Source organism: Pseudogracilibacillus sp. SE30717A, from assembly GCF_037071985.1.
Classification (GTDB): Bacteria; Bacillota; Bacilli; order Bacillales; family Amphibacillaceae; genus Pseudogracilibacillus.
On the sequence record NZ_JAXHDF010000003.1, the window covers coordinates 249,523 to 267,835 of the forward strand.

An 18,313-nucleotide genomic window follows, 5' to 3' on the forward strand; every position below is an offset into this window, starting at 1 on the left:
ATAAAACATATTAACGAAATTTAGAAACAAAAGGATTATTTTTTTCAAAAAAACGCCAAGGATAATCAGCTGCTTCCCCAGTGTTCCTCACACCAACTCGAGGTGAAGTGTCTATCTCATTTACAGTCTTTCCTTCCACTATATATAGTGGTTTGTCAGTTAAAGCATGTCCGTAATAGTTCATATTTATATGAAGTGCTTTTGTTAATTTTCCTGGTCCGTTCGTTAATTCGAAATCATTTTTTATTTTTGGCCGATTAAGTCGCATATATGTAATTCCTTGAATTGGTTCCAGTGCACGAATGAGCACGGCATGTGGTACCCCAATCGGACCTGCAACAACATTAATTAATGTATGGGTATGCATTTGGTATATATAGGCTAGTCCAGGTCTATCAAACATAATCTCTGTCCGTTTGGTCCGCCGATTATTGAAACTGTGTGCAGCTTGATCTTGTGGTCCTTTATACGCTTCTGTTTCTACGATTCTGCCGATGAGTGTCTGAGAAGGAAGTTGATGAACAAGATAATGTCCGAGTAGCTGTTGAGCGAGATCAATACATGGATAGTCAAAAAAAGATGTATCCACGGGTTTCATGAAAATACCTCCTGTTTGTTCAAGTTTATTTTATTCTAGTATGTAACCTAGTTAGGTGAAAATAAACATGCTTTAAACAGATTCTAATATGCATGCTAGAAGCGAAAGTAGGAGTTTTTTCATAGGTAGTTTATACGTTGTGCATTTTTTGGAAATGTGTAACAATTAGCAAGGAACATAGGAAGGAGGGTATATATGGAAGATCTATTTTTTGCAGGATTCTTTATAGGGTTAATGGCCTTTTTACTTCTTATTATTGCTTTCGGAATTGTTGTTTTTATTTTACAAGCAATTGGATTATATAAAATTGCCAAAAAAGAAGGGAAGAACAATATAGCCTGGCTTGCTTGGATTCCGGTTGCTTCTGGATTTTTAATCCCTTTAGTAGTAGAGGAAGATGTTCAGCCGGGTTTACGGGGGAAATTAACGATCGTTTATGCGGTTTCCGTTGTAGTGGCCATAATGTTTGCGTATTTTTTACCTTTTACTCCGTTAATTCCTTTAGGATTTATGCTTTATGCATTTTATTATATTGCAGCTAAATATTCCGACAAACCTGCTTTCCATTTAGCGATCGGGATTGCAACAATCGGTAACTCTGTTCCTTTTCAACTATTCATGCTTAGAAACAGAGAGAGAATTTCGGGCGAGACGGTTATAGAAGAAGCGTGATCGATCGTATAACCTCTTCTTTACTGCTGGAAACATGATAGAAACGTTTTCATATAGTAAAGAAGGAGGGTAGAAAATGAATTCAGTTGGGTTGTTTTTTAACGAAATGATCGTTCTTTATTTGATTGCATGTATAGGATTTTTGGCACGTAAAAGAAAAGTATTAAATGAGCATGCTAATAAAGTAATAACGCAGCTTGTATTGTATATAACTTTACCCGCTTTAATCATTTATTCATTAGATGTATCTTTTTCCATTACGATTGTAAAAGATTTTTTATGGTTAGTTACCATGTCTATATATATTTCGATTATTGCAATATTGCTTGCAAAATGGATAGGAAAAATGTCAAAATTTCCGAGTATGAAAAAGAGTGAACTCGAAGGAATTATTATATTCGGAAATCAAGGATTTATTGGATATGCAGTAATTTATATTTTATTAGAAGAACAAGGAATACTCTACTTGACCATGTTTAATATTTTTTACTTAGTACTTATTTGGACGTACGGAATTTATCTTTTTACAAAAAACAGTAAAACTATCGATTGGAAAAAGATATTTTGGAATCCGGGAATTTTGGCGACCGTTATAGGGATTTTTTTCTTCCTTTCACCAATTGCCTTGCCGGAAATGGTAGCAAATACATTCGAGACGATAGGAAAGATGACAATTCCTCTATCGATGATGATGATCGGCAGCTTAATTGCTGAGGTGAAATTTGACACTATCGTAACTACCCTTAAAAATAAGTATTTATGGCAATCCGTTTTATTGCGCTTATTCGGTATTCCAGTATTTTTATTCATTTTTATTTTATTGCCTGTTCATTTTTCTTTGTTAATTATTGCAGTTCTAGTTTCTGGGATGCCTTCTGCCCCTACAATATCGCTCTATGCACAACAATTTGGAGCAGATCCGCATTTTTCTTCTTTAGCTGTTTTACTGACCACTTCATTATGTATTGTTTCGTTGCCATGTTTATACCTATTGACACTGTATCTTTATAATTAAACGAAATTAGTTATTAGAAAAATTGTTTATAGAAAGAGGAAATAAAAAAATGTTTCTAAACAGTGAATAATTAGAATTATTATTATTAAAATGGTATCATTAGTTTGGTATATCGTAATAAAAGGAGGTGTAATCCATGGAAGATGGTTTGCTAATGGGTTTTATTGTTGCGTTTTTTGCATTCTTTGTATTTCTATTCATCGTTGCTATTATTTTATTTTTCTTTCAGGCTATCGGGTTGTTTAAAATAGCAAAACGAGAAGGAAAGGGAGAAATTGCTTGGTTAGCATGGATTCCTGTCGTAAACGCCTTTCTTCTTACTTTGTTGGTAGAGCAAGATGTTCACCCTTCTGTTAGAGGGAAGTTTACATTATGGTATGGAGTTGCAGTTGTGATATCTCTTATTTTGAGTTCATTCGTTCCATTTGTTTCGTTCATTCCTATGGCAATGTTCTTTTATGCATTTTATTTTCTTGCAAAAAGATATTCAGACAATGCAGTATTGCATTTAGTGATTGGAATTATAACATTTGGGTTCTCCACCCCGATCCAAATCTTTATCTTTAGAAAACGTGATATGAAGCTACCACAGGAAGTAGTAGTGTGATATCAATACATACAAAAATTTAACGAGGCTGGGACATAAAAAAACTCGTAACTGGTAAGGACGAACATTTATTAGTTAAGCAAAGTATATATTTCTGAAACAGTCATAAACCTAACATAGTTCGTCTTTTCTTTAATAAAATACTTTTGTCCCAGCCCCATTTTGGGGAGAACGATTGTTCTTTCTGAAGTGCTTTAGTATACTAATAAATAGACGTGCATCATGATCCTTCATCTAAAAAATACGAGGAAGTGTTATTATGAGTTTTGCAGTCTTAGTAAAAGAGAGAGAGACTTACTATCCAACTTTTGAGAAACGCATGGAAACATTCATCTCATCATACTTTAAAGAATTCTTAGAAGGTTTCTTTCCAAATATCTTTCAGTTGATTGAGTTCAAAATATTGCGTCAAGTAAAAAAGCCAGCCGAGTTGCAACATATTCCACTAGTTGTTTATCAAACGAAAGAAAACGGCATTGACTCGCTTGTTTACGTTTTAATTGACCGAGGCAACATTAATCAGACAGAAATAAATAAACAAATGTATCGGGTATTCAATAAGTTATATAAGCATTATCGGTTGCCGATAATTCCGATGTTAATTTCTTTTAGAGAGAATCATCTATACCAAGAAGAATATGAAATGTCTTTTTACAATATGGGAACGCTAACATTTCAATATTCAGCTGTTCAAATACAAAAGCAGTGTTGGCGAAAATATGTTAAAGCTAACCATTTAATAGCAGCTGCATTGTTTCAATATATGGACTTTCCGGAAGATGAAAAAGTTCAGTTACACTTCGAAATATTGAAAATGCTAGCAAGAATTCATAGTAATCCAGCTGAACAACGATTATTATATGACTTATTTTCAGAAGGTTTTTAGTTTGGAAAAGTCAATTGATTCGTATAAGATAATACAATGACACGATAAATAGTTTGGATTGATTTAATGATTTATTTGGCGAAGCAGTCATATTATAAAGTGATAAGGAAAGTTTCAAGTATTAATAAAATAGAGCAAGAAGAAAAACGAACAATGTATTTGATGAGAGATAAACTTGTAACAGCTTATCGCGAATTTCTTTTACAAGATGTTTTGGATCTTTCTTTTAGGCGAATAGGAGATAAGGGAGGTCTATTGTATATTCATACGATTCATGGCTTATACTCTTATCATGTGAAGACTTCTCCAACTGAATTTATTTATGAATGTAAAAAACAATTAATTCAATAATAAAACCGCTTCTTAAAATATGAAGCGGTTTTTTGTCGTCCAATTAGTAATATGGAGAAATAAGGATAAATACAAGTACACCAGATAAACTTACATAAAGCCATATCGGCATTGTCCATCGAGCGATTTTTCGATGTTTTGTAATTTTACCGGTTAATCCCCATACAAGTGAAAATAATGCGAGCGCGACAACAATTGGTGCTAGAGAGATGTGGGTAATTAGGATAAAATAATAAATTGACTTTAAGATACCCTCTCCACCATACGATGTACTTGGAGCTAAATAATGGTACGTTAAATAGGTAACAAGAAATAGTGTAGTCGTTGTGAACGCAGCAAAAATAAAATTACGATGCATTTTTATGTTCTTACGTAAAATGAAAAACAATGCAGCGAGTAAAAAAATAAATGTGAACGAATTAAAAATTGCATTTAATCTTGGTAATAGAGTGATATCAAAAGGAATATCCCGATCTTGTTTAGGTAAGAAAAACAAAAGAACGATAATTAAATTGATTACGATCGTTAAAATAATGATATGTGGTGTATAATTTTTATCTTTATTAGCTTGATTTCTTTCCATGTTTTTTCCTCACTTTTTAATTAATCATCTTCTTTATAGTAACATGAACAAAGCGAAGATCGGTAGGGAAGGGTTTGTTTTCATTGAAGAATTTGTTTAAAATGTGAGCAAATCGTGATCAATAAATATTAGAGAAAGATCATTCTAGCTACAAAAGACTGGTATTTTATGAAATTTTTTATGTTAAAAATGAAATAACCTCTCTATTTAATATAATGGAAAAAGAAGACAAAGTGATTTAGTGTGATAAAATAGAGATGCAGAGTAGTTCTTTTTGTTTATTTTTTGATGATGTTTTTTTAGAAAATTGTTATTATGAACAAAAAGTCTTGTGTATTTTACTATTGATTTGATATTCTATACATATTATGAGGAGGTATTAGAGTGAAAAGACTAACACTTATACTAGTAATAATACTTATTTTTATTTTAGCAGCTTGTAACTCTCCTCAAGAGTCAAGCCCAACAAAAGAAGAGGAAACAAAACAGGAAGATTCAACCGAAGAAACGGACTTAGAAGAGGAGTCACAGGAAACAGAAGAAGAAGCCGAAGATCAAGAAGAAGAAAAGGCTCCTGAAACTGTAACCGAACCTGAACTTGAGGAAGATTCAGAGTCTACACCGGATACAAATGAGAATAAAGAAGAAAAGCAAGATACATCGATTGAGTCGACAGAGAAAAAAGAAGGAGACAAGCATGAGGAAATCGTTGATCTAGCTTACAAGGTTTTTGATGCTCAGAATAAAAAGGATTATGATTACCTTGAATCTATTATTTCAAAAGGAACTACCATTGAAAAAAAGAATAATATATTTAAATTTAATAATGTAACTTACCCACATGAACAGCCATTTTTAACTAAGAAAGATGTAGGTGAACTTGAATTTCGGTATACTCATGAAGAAAAAGCTGACTATGTAATTGTTGGTTTTGGTGCAATAGATTATGAGAATGAATCAAGCTTTACCATTGATTTTGAATTTATTAAAGAAAATGGAAAGTGGAAAATGAATGATATGGATATTAATAAGTAAGTTAATTTGTCATACTGCGGAATTAGATCCGCAGTTTTTTTATACTTTTAAAATGTAGTTGAATAGTGGATGAATTTAATAAGCAGAATGTGGTCTTATTATGAAAATCTAAAATTAGAATAGTATAATTACTATCATAATTATTTTAACTTTCGCTGCGTGAAAGATAAATAAACCTCAGTTATATTAGGAGGTTTAGGGATCACTTCCTTGGTTGTATTTTCAATTAATTGATTGCTTGAAAACTATATTCAAAGATATTTCATCGTCATATTTGATATAAACTGTGCAGTAACTACAATTTAAGGATGAGTTGATTAACCGCTACAGAAATATGTTTCGCTTTCACCACGGGCATAAGAGCGACATCTGTTCGAGCTGCGCTTACGCTTGCTTTCACAGTGTCTCCTTTACCATGGGCGGTTGCCCGGCCTCCTATGTGCTATGCACTGCGCAGTCTCATCCAGGCCTATGCTCCCATAGGAGTCTCCACATATTTCCTCCGCTGGGTGTGCTCGGTAAGCAACTTTGCACAGTTTGATACTACTATCACAATGGTTGATTGAGGCCGGAGGGCAGTCGACTCCTGTGGGAAAAACACGTGTCTGAAGACTAAGAAGCAGTGGGTTTTCTGCTTCAGAGGCTGAAGCCGTGCCCACGGAAAGCGAACTGCCCAGAGGTGGAAATCAACGGAGCAGTTACTAAGGTTTCAAATTTTCATTACTGCGCAGTTTACGTTTTTTGTGCAAAACAGTTTCATCATAATAGGGTTGTCATGATATTAATTGAGGGCATTTTGGGTTAATCTATGTATTTGTTTATACTTACTTTGTTTGTGCGAAAGTTGAGTAATTATTATTCGGTAAAAAATCCATTCTAAAAAAATTGTTAGGAGAGTGAATTCGATGAATGAAATTAAGTATGCAATTCAAGATGAATATGCGGATGATTATGCTTGGTGCTATGGTTGTGGACGATTAAATGAAACAGGACTTCATCTAAGAACTGGATGGGATGGCGATCAAACACTAACAATCTATCAGCCGCGTAAAGAGCATACTGCAATTCCAGGGTTTATATATGGAGGTCTTATTGCATCGCTAATTGATTGCCATGGAACTGGATCTGCAGCCTTAGCATTACACCGAAAAAATGGGTATGAGCCAGGAGACGGTATAGAACCTCCCCGTTTTGTTACTGCTTCTTTACAAGTTGATTTTATTAGACCGACTCCAGAGGGAACATTATTAAAGGCAATTGGTAAAGTAGAAGAAGTCCATCCGAAGAAATGGAAAGTAATTGTGGAAGTCGCTGCCGGTGAAACATGCTGTGCAAAAGGGGAAGTAATTGCAGCGGTTATGCCATCGACTTTTAAAAAGTAACTAAAAAGATTTATTTTGTATAAATTTTAATAACCACGTCTATTTATCATATAAAAAGGTAATTTTGTCCTAATGAAAATATGAATTTTGCTTATAAAAAAAGAATGAGAAATGCCATTTCATGCTTTTGACGATACGAATTAATTTACTTAAGATAATGGTGCAAGCGAAAATATTTCACCTATTAAGAGGCGAATAGGTATATGAGTAGCTTAAACAAAAATGAAGGGAGGTATGTCATGTTAGGTTGTTTCTTCATCTGGGAGACAACTGAGAAATGATATCTTTTCACACTCCTTAAAATCGAAGTCGTTTCCGAGAAAGATGAAACAGTGGTGGTCCATGGTTTGCCTATTAGGAAGGAATGGGTAAGTCAATGAATAGTGGTAAGTTTGTAGTGCTTTAATGGAAGGTAAAAGGAATGGATGCCTGTGCTTAGAATAAGCGCAGGCTATTTTTTAAATGATCTATGTAACATCAACTATAAAACTAGTGTATAATTCCTCATCAATAAATACTTCTATTTTCCAGAATCCACTTTTATCAAATTTAACTTTTGCTGCATTTTCCCCTTGGATCTCGTCTTGAGATAGATCAACGGTTTTACCTGTTTCCTCATGGAAGGCTGTTAATTTATATGTTTTCCCAACATTTTCTTCTGTATGATCAAAAAATGTAATGTGATATAACCTTGCTTGTCCTTTTTGAAAATCAGGTTCATTCATATCTCCATTCATTTTTGTCATTCCAAAAATTTGGTCTGTTCCATAATATACTACATCATTGAACGATATTAACGGACTTTTCCGCCAATGTTCTTCCTTTTCAGCGCATCCGGTAATTATTATCATTGAAAAGAGAATAAAGACAATAACATTTCGCATTGATTCCAATCCTTTTTGGTTCGTTTATTATATTCTATCCTTCATGATATAATAAGTAAATAAAGACATGGGAGATACATCATGAGAATACCTGTAACATCACCAATTATTCATCCGATTATTGTCCCAACGGATTCAACATTACAATCTTATAATTTTTATCTTGTACAAAATCAGAATAAAATTTTTCTGGTTGATGCGGGAATTGATACGGAAGAATGTTGGGAATATTTTATTGAAGGATTACAACGGGCACATATTGACTTGCATGAAATTGATGCCATCGTTTTAACGCATAATCACGCCGATCATATTGGTTTAGTGAATAGGATACGTCAACATAAGCGATTGCCTGTCTATGCCCATCCGGATGCTAAGATTCGTTTAAAGCGAGATTCAACGTTCTTAACATTTCGTTTACGTTTCTTTGAAAAATTATACAACCAAATGGGTTGTGGACCGGAAGCAAATCAGCAAATTGAAAAATTAGAGAATGCAATAAATGAAAATAAGTCTCAAAGAATAAAAGGAGATATTTGTCCTATACATGAAGAGGAGACTATTTTTGGATTTAAAATAATTGAAGTATTGGGACATTCTCCAGATCATATTGCTTTATATCATAAGGAGTCAGGAATACTATTTGCTGGTGATCATATTTTAGAACATTCATCAAGCAATGCATTAATCGAATTAGGAAAAGACGGAAAAAGAAGCCCTTCATTATGTATGTATGAAGCTTCCTTGAATAAGATAGCAAGCATGGATGTAAAGATTATCTACACTGGTCATGGAAGGACAATCATGTATCCAGATAAGATTATTGATCAAAAATTGGCTCGCATTGAAAAAAGAGCTAGTAGAGTAATGGAATATCTTAAGAAAGAAAAAACTGCTGCAGAATTAGCAAAATCTATTTATAAGGAAAGGTATTATTCGTTATTTCCACTTGTAATGTCTGAAATAATTGGACATTTAGATCGATTGGAACGTATGGAATGCGTACAAAAAAGAGAGAGAAATGGAATATATTATTATTCGACCGTTTGATAATGATAATTTTAGGAGGATTCAATTGAATATAGGTTTAATCGGAGCAGGAGCTATTGGAACATACTTATTAGAAGAGTTAAACGGAAAAAATAATCAAGACCTTCATATAACAGCAGTCTATGTGCGAAATAAAGAAAAGTATAGCCATCTAGAAAAAACGTATAATGTGAATGTTTTTACTAATATGGACGAGTTTTTAAAATCAGGGATTGATATAGTGGTCGAATCTGCCAATGTAGAAACGGTTAGAGATTTACTTCCAATTATAGTCAAGGAAAAGGACATTGTGCTTATTAGTATAGGAGCTTTAGCAGACACGGAATTTTTAAACCAGATTCAATCCATTCTAACTACATATGATACCCAAATACATCTACCTTCTGGAGCAATAGGTGGACTTGATCTAATACAAAATAGTGCTGCGGTTGGGATTATTCATAAAGTAAACTTAGTTACAAGGAAGCCTGCACACACGTTAGTTGCTGAAAAAATTTTGGAAGCAAAAATTGTTTTTGAAGGTAAGGCAACAGAGGCGATTGAAAGATATCCAAAAAATATGAATGTATCAATTGCTTTAGCACTAGCTGGAATAGGGTTTAAGCAAACGAAGGTGACGTTGATAGCAGATCCTACGATAAAAGAAAATATACATAGAATAGAAGTTGAAGGAGAATTTGGATCTTTTGTAAGTGAAATTAAAAATAAACCACTTCCCTCTAATCCAAATACTAGCTATTTAGCTGCTGTAAGTATTGTTGGCACCTTAAAAAAAATGACAAAAAACATTCAAATAGGATAAATCAATATCTTACAAAAGCTGAAATATAGTTGTTTCAATCGAATATTGCCCGGGAAATAAACCTAAAGGTTGAAGAATATTTTAATAAAACAAAATGGTAACAGGTTTTACAAGTAATTAACAATTTGGTTAAATCATTGGAAATCAGTCTTAAACCCTTGAGAAATGGGGTATGTTTTTAATACACTTATTAGAGAGAAACGATAGTATTAGCTAAGACTATAAAAAAAGGATTGATTTTCAATGGAAAGAAATGCTTATTTCGATAACGCTAAATTGCTATTAATCTTTCTCGTTGTTTTTGGACATTTAATCCAACCATTTATTGATGGCTCCAAAAGCATGGGAACTTTATATACATGGATTTACACCTTTCATATGCCAGCGTTCATTTTTTTAGCAGGATTTTTTGCGAAGGGTTCAGGAAATATTAATTATATATTAAACTTAGCCAAAAAGTTAATTGTCCCATATCTGCTTTTTCAAGCAATTTATACTGGATATTACTTCTTTATTGGAAAAAGTAATTGGCTAACAGATAGTGTATTCTATCCTCATTGGTCCTTATGGTTCCTGTTTAGCTTATTCTGTTGGCATCTTTTATTAATTATGTATCGAAAAGTACCAGCAATTGCAGGGATAGCAATAGCAATCTTAGTAGGTGTATTAATAGGATATTTTGATAAAATAGGGCATACATTTAGCCTATCGCGTACGTTTGTGTTTTTTCCTTTCTTTTTATTAGGTTATTGGACCTCAATGGAACAGATTCGAATATTAAAAAGAAACAGCTTTAGAGTTGTGTCTATTGTCTTGATGGCGGGGATAGCTGTCGCTATTTATTATTTGCCTGATATCAACTCTGGGTGGTTACTCGCTTCAAAGTCATATAGTCGGTTAGGCGTAGATACATTAGGAAGTATTGCAAGACTATCTGTATATATAACGTCAATCATTATGTCCGCTTCTGTATTAGCATGGATTCCTGAAAGAAGTTTCTCATTAACTTATTTAGGATCAAGAACACTATATGTCTATTTGTTGCACGGTTTTATTATTCAATATTTCCGGCAAACAAATTTATTGCATTTAGATAACTTCATAGATTTTCTAGGCTTTGTCGTTATTTCGGCAGTAATTGTATTCTTGCTATCAAGTAAATTTATCGTAAGCATATGGCAACCGTTGATTGAGATGAGTACCTCGAGATTACGGAAATACTTTCGCCGAAAAGATCAATTAAACGATAAGCATATGAGTGCTTAAATAATATGCTTACAAATAAATACAGCAGTTTAATATATTAAATTAAAAAATCTTCAGTCCCCATTTAAGGGCTGAAGATTTTTTATTGTTATTATTCTTCATCATCAAGTAGTGGATATACACCATTTTCATCATGTGTTTCGGTTCCGACAAGCGGTGGGTTAAAGACACAGATCATACGCATGTCCTCTTTACCGCCACGTAAGTAATGTTCATCGTTTTTATCTAGTGCGTACATCGTTCCGTTTTTAATCGGATATACTTTACCGTCTTTTACTGTTTCAATTTCTCCGTCTCCGGCAACACAGTAAACGGCTTCTAAATGGTTTTGATAATGGATATGTGTCTCCGTTCCTGCATAGATAATCGTTTCATGAAAGGAAAAGCCCATTCCATCTTTTTTTAATAAGAAACGTCGGCTTGCCCACGTATCTGTTTTTACCTCATTTTCTGTTCCGATAATGTCTTCTAGGTTTCTTACAATCATGTCTACTTTCCTCTCCTCTACTCTTTTACTCTAGTATAAAGCAAGCGCTACCATTAGCATAGCAAAAGCCCGAGCACAGTTCTATATGCTCGAGCATATATATGGTGAACTAATAGTAACGGAAGTTTATTTTACTATTTCTTTAATACTCTCTTCAATAATATCAAAACCTTGTTGAAGAGCTTCTTCATCAATAATTAATGGGGGTAAGAACTTAAATACTTCATCATTTGAGCCTGAAGTCTCCATTAATAAACCACGCTCAAAAGCTTTTTCACATATTAAATTTGAAATACCATCGACCTGGCAGGCGACTCCTTGCATCATACCACGTCCACGTGGTTCTGCTTTTAATTCAGGGTATTCATTCACTACTTTTTCAGTAAAATCACTCATCAATTTCGCTTTTTTATTGACTTCTTTAGTTAAATCATCATTTTCCCAATATGTTAATGCTTCGGTTGCAGCAACGAACGCAAGGTTATTTCCTCGAAACGTTCCATTATGCTCGCCCGGTTCCCAAATATCATGTTCTTCTTTAAATAAAGTAATCGCTAAAGGTAAGCCATATCCTCCCAGTGATTTGGAAAGCGTAACAATATCTGGTTTTATCCCCGCAGGTTCAAAACTAAAAAACGTTCCTGTTCTTCCACATCCTGCCTGAATATCATCAACGATGAGAAGGATATCGTACTTTTTGGCTATTTTATCTATCCCCTGCAGCCATTCTATGCTTGCAGCGTTAATTCCGCCTTCACCTTGAACTGTTTCTACAATGATGGCAGCAGGTAGGTCGACACCACTGCTACTATTCTCAAGATAACTTTCTATTAATGAAAGAGAATCTGTATCATCATTATATTGATCAAAAGGCATGGCAACAGAATGGGTTAACGGAATACCGGCTCCTGCTCGTTTGGAATGGTTTCCCGTAATTGCTAAAGATCCTAATGTCATTCCATGAAATCCGTTCGTAAAACTCATGATGTTCGTTCTACCTGTTATTTTACGAGCTAACTTTAACGCGCTCTCCACAGCATTAGTTCCAGTTGGACCAGGAAACATCACTTTATAATCTAAGTTTCTCGGACGCAAGATCACCTCATTAAATTTTTTTAGAAATGACCCTCGTGCCACAGTTGCCTTATCAAGACTATGAGTAATGGAATCATTCTCTATATACTCGATGAGTAATTTTTTCATCGCTTCGTTATTATGACCGTAGTTTAATGTTCCTGCGCCTGCAAAGAAATCAATATATTCTTTGCCATCTGTATCCCATAATTTATATCCTTTTGACTTTTGAAACACTGTAGGAAAGTCGCGACTATAGCTTCTCACCTTTGATTCAAGTTCGTCAAAAACGTTCATTGTAATATTGGGACTTTCTATTACTCTTGTCATATTAAAATACTAAACCTCCATATAATCATTTAATAGTAATAATCTTTACTTTAATGGACCAATTCGGTATGTCATTTCCGGTTCATGAGTTGGATCTGGAAATTGATCCTCCGAAAAACATTCAAACACTGTACAGTTCGTGTTGTTCTTTTTCGCAATTCCTTTAAAAAGTTTACTTGAAGGAATATTTGAAGGCGTTACAGTCGCCTCTAAATAACGCACATTTTCAGCTTTTAATTGGCTTAACAGTTGTTCAATTAACATGGTAGCTAATCCTTTTCCACGATGTTTATGATCAACTGCAACTTGCCAAACAAATAAAGTGTTAGGTGATTCTGGCTGTAGAAAGCCTGATACGAATCCTATGACTTCATTATTTTCACATTCTGCAATGATGGATGTTTTATTGAAATATTTGCTCCACATTAAATAACTGTAAGACGAATTAACATCAAGTACTTGCGACTCTTTTACGATGCGGAACATTTCACTCCCATCATCTTCGGTTGGTTCCCTAAAACTTATTTCTTCTCCAGTTCGTACAATTATGGCCGTTTTTTCTAGTACTTTACTAACGGCGGTTCACCTCCTGAGATTTTAGCGAAAACAAGATTCATTGTTCTTATTTTCAATGCTTGCTAGAAATAATACCTCTTCTAGCTACTTACCAAACGGCAAGTTTTCTTTTTGGTATGTGTAATATAGTAACCAGAGGAATTTTTTAAAGCAAACTCACTGACACTCGATTTAATGGATTTATTTAAACTGAGATAGGATGAGATTAAAAAAGCATGTGGTTCTCTACCAATCCCTCCAATATCATCCAGATTAGACAGTAAGATGAATAAAATCTTTAAAAATCTCCTATTCTTTTACAATTAAAAACATATTTCGATCTTGCAAGAATAATTAATTTTGATATAGTTAAATAAAAGAAAGAATGAATACTCATTCACTTTAGGGTGGCATCGTATTTATAGGAGGGAGAAAATGTTACATAAAACAGTAATTGTTACAGGTGGATCAAGTGGTATGGGAAAATATATGGCTAAACGTTTTGCAAAAGAAGGTGCAAATGTCGTCATTACCGGAAGAAATAGTGAAAGGTTAGAAAAAGCAATTGATGAGATTAAGAAGACAGCAACTGGCGAAATAATAAGTGTCGCAATGGATGTACGAAATCCAGATGATGTTCAGAAAATGGTAGATACGACAGTAAATGCGTTTGGAACAATTGATTATTTAGTGAACAATGCTGCTGGTAATTTTATCGTAGCGAGTGAAGATTTGTCTGTAAATGGATGGAATTCAGTAATTGATATCGTTTTAAATGGGACGTTTTATTGTACGAAGGCAGTTGGACAACATTGGATAAATGAAAAAATACAAGGATCTATCATAAATATTGTTGCTACATATGCATGGGATGCGGGTGTGGGAGTCGTTCACAATGCAGCAGCAAAAGCCGGTGTCTTAAGTATGACTCGTACACTCGCAGTAGAATGGGGAAGTAAGTATGGTATACGAGTTAATGCGATAGCACCTGGACCAATTGAACGTACAGGTGGAGCCGAAAAGTTAATGCTATCACCAGAAATGGCTGAACGAACAAGAGATTCTGTTCCATTAAAGCGATTTGGTACCCCGGAAGAAGTTGCTGGACTCGCTTCATTTTTATTTTCTGAAGAGGCATCATATATAAATGGAGAAGTAATTGCAATAGATGGCGGACAATGGTTAAATCAAGCACCTTTTTAAAGCGCTTTATTTTTAAAGTGCTTTTTTTCATTAAATACTGGTAAACTAGTAATAATAGAGAGCAATGATAAATGCTTTGGATAAGTCAATTTGAATTAACAAGGGGTGAAAATAGTTGATCGAAGAAAGTTATTCAATTCAAGAGCCAAAGAAGAAGAAAAGATGGATTCGGTGGATAAGTGCAATTGTGATAGTAATTTTATTACTAACTGCAGGAGGTGTATTTTACTTTACAAACAAAATTAATAAATCACTTCCACAGACAGAAGGGGTGATTGAGCTCCCATTAAAGGAGGAAGTGACTGTCACGAGAGATGAAAGCGGTGTTCCTCATATTCAAGCAGAAACCCTTCAAGATCTATATACCGCACAAGGATATATCCAAGCACAGGACAGACTATTTCAGATGGAGTTAGCTCGCAGACAAGCTTCAGGAACATTAAGCGAAGTAATCGGAGAAGCTTCTGTAAACAATGATAAGTATTTTCGTACATTAGGGTTAAGACGAGCGGCTGAGAAATCATATGAGATTTACGATCAGGAAACAATTGATGTCTTACAATGGTTTAGTGATGGTGTAAATGCTTATATGAATGAGGCAATTGAAACTAATTCTCTACCAATAGAATTTACACTAATTGGCGCCAATCCAGAGCCTTGGACACCTATTGATTCACTTACCATTGGTAAATTTATGGCATTTGACTTGGGAGGACATTGGGAACGACAAGCATTTAATTATTATTTATTAAATCAATTTTCTGGGGAAAAGGCCTATGAACTCTTCCCGTTCTATCCAAAAGACCGAAAAACGATTATTGAAGATGAAATTGATATTGCATCTAGCTTTAAGGAGGCAGTTATTCCAGAACCATTTAATGGAAGTAATAACTGGGTCGTTAGTGGAGATAAAACTGCAAGTGGGAAACCGCTTTTAGCAGATGATCCACATTTAGGTTTATCGACACCCTCCATTTGGTACCAAATGCATTTAGAAGCAGAAGAAATAAATGTAAGTGGTGTTATCTTTTCAGGAGTACCTGGTATTATATTAGGACATAATGAACATATTGCTTGGGGAGTGACGAATACAGGGCCAGATGTTCAACAATTATATATTGAAAAACGAGATCCAAACGATGATAATGCTTTTTTATTTGAAGGAGAATGGGAAATAGCTAACGTTCATCAAGAACCGATTAAAGTAAAAGGTCAAAAAACGATCGATTATGAAGTGGTCGAAACGAGGCATGGACCAATCGTCTCTGAATTTGCTGAAGAAAGCGGTAAGGATACCGTTTTGTCATTACGATGGACCGCACTAGATGCAACAAGAGAATTACATGCTATTTTACAATTAAATCAGGCGAAAGATTGGGAGGAGTTTGAAAAAGCGTTAGAAGATTTTCATGCACCTGCGCAAAATTTTGTTTTCGCCTCTACGGACGGGACAATTGCATATAAGGCAAATGGGAAAATCCCTATTTATAAAGAAGGTGAGAATGCTTTATTGCCACTTCCGGGATGGGAAGAGCAGCATGAATGGAAAGAGTTTATTCCTTTTGATGAGCTGCCTAAACTGATCAATCCTGAAAAAGGATATATTGCTACTGCTAATAATAAAGTAGCTGGAGATTCTTACCCATATCATATTAGCAATGTATGGGCACAACCGTATCGATATGAAAGAATTGTAGAAGTGCTGCAACCAAATGATCAATTAACGGTCCAAGATATGAAAAACTTACAAATGGATATAGTAAATTTACGAGCAAGGGAATTTGTTCCTTTATTTATTGAAATACTAAAAGAAGAATCATTAACCGAACAAGAACAACATGTATTACGTCTGCTTGAAACTTGGAACTTCTCAGATGATGCAAATTTACCGCAGCCCCTCATTTTTGATCGATGGATAAGTGAGATAGAATTAATATTATATGAGGAAATAGACGAAGAAGTAATGGGGCTATTTAGTGGCAAGGGACAAACAACAGATGAATTGTTACGACTAGGTAATAAGTCGATTTGGATGGATGATAATGGAGGAATGGTAAAAGTATTGCACACATCATTAACTTCCACCATTAAACATCTGGAACATGACTACGGGAAAAATCCAGCAGATTGGAAATGGGGGGATTATCATCAAGTGGAGTTCAGACATCCAATTGCAAGCGCGAATAAATGGCTTGGCTACCTCTTTCATAAGGAAAAACCACTTCCAGTTGGTGGCAGTGCCGTTACCCCACTAGCAGCAAGTCATAATGGATTCGGGCTTGTTAATCACGGTGCTTCTTGGCGTTTTGTTATTGATCTTTCCGAGATATCTAAAGGTTATCATACTGTTGGGCCTGGGCAATCAGGTCATTTAAAGAGTCCATGGTATAGTGATCAAACTACTAACTGGGTAGAAGGTACATTTAATGAAACGAATATTGCGGACCATGAAGGGGACATATTAACCTTAATCCCCGAACAAAAGTAAAAAACATAGCATAAACTTTAATCGGGTTGCTATGGATTAAAAAATTTACTTATTAAGGCATGGCATTCACTATTGATATCAGTGAATGCCATTTTTTGCTGATAATAAAGTATAAATATTTTCTTATTACATAAAAGTGCAGCTTTAGTTCTTTCCATAAAGGCTTGTACTCAATCAATTTGCCCCGCCGTTAAACTTGCCCCACCGCCGTTATTGTGCTCCAATCCGCCGTTATCCAAAATTGATTCGCCGATAAACTATTATTCGCCGTTATATTTGGTTCACCGCCGATAAATGAATTTCTCCCGCCGTTAATCTTGCCCCACCACCGTTATTGTGCTCCAATCCGCCGTTATTCAAAGGTGATTCGCCGATAAACTATTATTCGTCGTTATATTTGGTCTATCGCCGATAAATGAGTTTGCCCCGCCGTTAAACTTGCCCCACCGCCGATATTGTACTCCAATCCGCCGTTATCCAAAATTGATTCGCCGATAAACTTTTATTCGCCGTTATATTTGGTCCACCGCCGATAAATGAATTTCTCACGCCGTTAAACTTGCACAATCGTCGATCCAGAGTATAAGTGCAACATCACCTTTGTTTTAGCCAGTCGTTGTATTTTCTTTAGCGATAAGCCAAGCTTTATATGTTTAATTCTATAAGAATTCGGGTAATGCTAATCAGAATTAAAATATTCAAAAGAGTAAAAGATATGATCAGTAGTATAAAGAAAGGTTGAGACCAGTTGATATATTGTATTGAAATCCCAAAGGATAAAGTTATTGATAGTTCAATTGCATTATTGAAGGAAGGATAACGTTTTGATTGAACCATATGCCTTCGATAGTGCCAAGTGATTTTATTATCAACAAGGTGTAAATCAATTATCAGTGATAATAAAGATGATGGCTTCTAAATTAATGCTTTTTATGGATGTTTTACAATATATATGGCTTTTTTACCATAGAAAAACAAATGTAATAATGATATTATTTAAACAAGTATTTTTTTCTTTTGACATATGCCAGTAAAGGAGTGATAT

At 34.5% G+C, this 18,313-nt stretch carries 18 protein-coding genes; 12 read left to right on the forward strand and 6 right to left on the reverse strand.

Annotation, left to right across the window (positions count from 1 at the left end; all coding sequences use genetic code 11):
• Positions 1-10 precede the first annotated feature (10 nt).
• Complete coding sequence (locus tag SPD48_RS06310; protein WP_336257236.1) at positions 11-598, reverse strand: DNA-3-methyladenine glycosylase; 588 nt, start codon at positions 596-598, stop codon at positions 11-13.
• A gap of 195 nt (positions 599-793) precedes the next feature.
• Here SPD48_RS06310 and SPD48_RS06315 point away from each other — a divergent pair, with 195 nt between their 5' ends.
• The 5 genes from SPD48_RS06315 to SPD48_RS06335 all read left to right on the forward strand — a co-directional run bounded on the left by SPD48_RS06315 (position 794) and on the right by SPD48_RS06335 (position 4,129).
• Positions 794-1,270: a hypothetical protein gene (locus SPD48_RS06315; protein WP_336257237.1), complete on the forward strand. Its 477-nt coding sequence runs from the start codon at positions 794-796 to the stop codon at positions 1,268-1,270.
• Positions 1,271-1,346: 76 nt separating this feature from the next.
• On the forward strand, positions 1,347-2,285 hold the full coding sequence (locus SPD48_RS06320) for an AEC family transporter (RefSeq protein WP_336257238.1): 939 nt from the start codon (positions 1,347-1,349) through the stop codon (positions 2,283-2,285).
• 136 nt (positions 2,286-2,421) lie between these two features.
• Positions 2,422-2,892: a hypothetical protein gene (locus SPD48_RS06325; RefSeq protein ID WP_336257239.1), complete on the forward strand. Its 471-nt coding sequence runs from the start codon at positions 2,422-2,424 to the stop codon at positions 2,890-2,892.
• 259 nt (positions 2,893-3,151) lie between these two features.
• Positions 3,152-3,778 (forward strand): hypothetical protein, encoded by a 627-nt coding sequence (locus SPD48_RS06330; protein WP_336257240.1) that lies wholly within the window; start codon positions 3,152-3,154, stop codon positions 3,776-3,778.
• A gap of 66 nt (positions 3,779-3,844) precedes the next feature.
• On the forward strand, positions 3,845-4,129 hold the full coding sequence (locus SPD48_RS06335) for a hypothetical protein (RefSeq protein WP_336257241.1): 285 nt from the start codon (positions 3,845-3,847) through the stop codon (positions 4,127-4,129).
• Between the two features lie 43 nt (positions 4,130-4,172).
• Here SPD48_RS06335 and SPD48_RS06340 read toward each other — a convergent pair whose 3' ends face one another.
• Entirely contained in the window at positions 4,173-4,712 is a 540-nt protein-coding gene (locus SPD48_RS06340) for a DUF420 domain-containing protein (protein WP_336257242.1), read from the reverse strand.
• A 384-nt stretch (positions 4,713-5,096) separates the two neighbouring features.
• On the opposite strand from SPD48_RS06340, the gene SPD48_RS06345 reads away from it, so the two are divergent.
• On the forward strand, positions 5,097-5,747 hold the full coding sequence (locus SPD48_RS06345) for a hypothetical protein (protein ID WP_336257243.1): 651 nt from the start codon (positions 5,097-5,099) through the stop codon (positions 5,745-5,747).
• Positions 5,748-6,652: 905 nt separating this feature from the next.
• Complete coding sequence (locus tag SPD48_RS06350; protein WP_336257244.1) at positions 6,653-7,129, forward strand: PaaI family thioesterase; 477 nt, start codon at positions 6,653-6,655, stop codon at positions 7,127-7,129.
• Positions 7,130-7,596: 467 nt separating this feature from the next.
• On the opposite strand, the gene SPD48_RS06355 is transcribed toward SPD48_RS06350, so the two are convergent.
• Positions 7,597-8,013, reverse strand: coding sequence for a hypothetical protein (locus SPD48_RS06355; RefSeq protein ID WP_336257245.1), 417 nt, complete (start codon positions 8,011-8,013; stop codon positions 7,597-7,599).
• Positions 8,014-8,094: 81 nt separating this feature from the next.
• Here SPD48_RS06355 and SPD48_RS06360 point away from each other — a divergent pair, with 81 nt between their 5' ends.
• The 3 genes from SPD48_RS06360 (at position 8,095) to SPD48_RS06370 (ending at position 11,131) form a co-directional block, all read left to right on the forward strand.
• A complete protein-coding gene (locus SPD48_RS06360; RefSeq protein ID WP_336257246.1) occupies positions 8,095-9,063 on the forward strand; it encodes an MBL fold metallo-hydrolase in 969 nt (322 codons plus the stop codon).
• A 25-nt stretch (positions 9,064-9,088) separates the two neighbouring features.
• Positions 9,089-9,865, forward strand: a complete 777-nt coding sequence (gene nadX, locus SPD48_RS06365) for an aspartate dehydrogenase (RefSeq protein ID WP_336257247.1) — start codon at positions 9,089-9,091, stop codon at positions 9,863-9,865.
• 243 nt (positions 9,866-10,108) lie between these two features.
• Positions 10,109-11,131 carry an acyltransferase family protein gene (locus SPD48_RS06370; RefSeq protein ID WP_336257248.1) on the forward strand — a complete coding sequence of 341 codons (1,023 nt, stop codon included), beginning with the start codon at positions 10,109-10,111 and terminating at the stop codon, positions 11,129-11,131.
• Positions 11,132-11,222: 91 nt separating this feature from the next.
• On the opposite strand, the gene SPD48_RS06375 is transcribed toward SPD48_RS06370, so the two are convergent.
• The 3 genes from SPD48_RS06375 to ectA all read right to left on the reverse strand — a co-directional run bounded on the left by SPD48_RS06375 (position 11,223) and on the right by ectA (position 13,571).
• Positions 11,223-11,618, reverse strand: coding sequence for an ectoine synthase (locus SPD48_RS06375; protein WP_336257249.1), 396 nt, complete (start codon positions 11,616-11,618; stop codon positions 11,223-11,225).
• Between the two features lie 126 nt (positions 11,619-11,744).
• The gene (gene ectB / locus SPD48_RS06380; RefSeq protein WP_336257250.1) at positions 11,745-13,022 is read right to left on the reverse strand and encodes a diaminobutyrate--2-oxoglutarate transaminase; all 1,278 of its coding nucleotides are present in this window, start codon (positions 13,020-13,022) and stop codon (positions 11,745-11,747) included.
• A 45-nt stretch (positions 13,023-13,067) separates the two neighbouring features.
• Positions 13,068-13,571 (reverse strand): diaminobutyrate acetyltransferase, encoded by a 504-nt coding sequence (gene ectA / locus SPD48_RS06385; protein WP_336257368.1) that lies wholly within the window; start codon positions 13,569-13,571, stop codon positions 13,068-13,070.
• A 441-nt stretch (positions 13,572-14,012) separates the two neighbouring features.
• On the opposite strand from ectA, the gene fadH reads away from it, so the two are divergent.
• Together fadH and SPD48_RS06395 are read left to right on the forward strand one after the other, a co-directional pair.
• The gene (gene fadH, locus SPD48_RS06390; RefSeq protein WP_336257251.1) at positions 14,013-14,780 is read left to right on the forward strand and encodes a 2,4-dienoyl-CoA reductase; all 768 of its coding nucleotides are present in this window, start codon (positions 14,013-14,015) and stop codon (positions 14,778-14,780) included.
• Positions 14,781-14,895: 115 nt separating this feature from the next.
• The gene (locus SPD48_RS06395) at positions 14,896-17,268 is read left to right on the forward strand and encodes a penicillin acylase family protein (protein WP_336257252.1); all 2,373 of its coding nucleotides are present in this window, start codon (positions 14,896-14,898) and stop codon (positions 17,266-17,268) included.
• Positions 17,269-18,313: the final 1,045 nt, after the last annotated feature.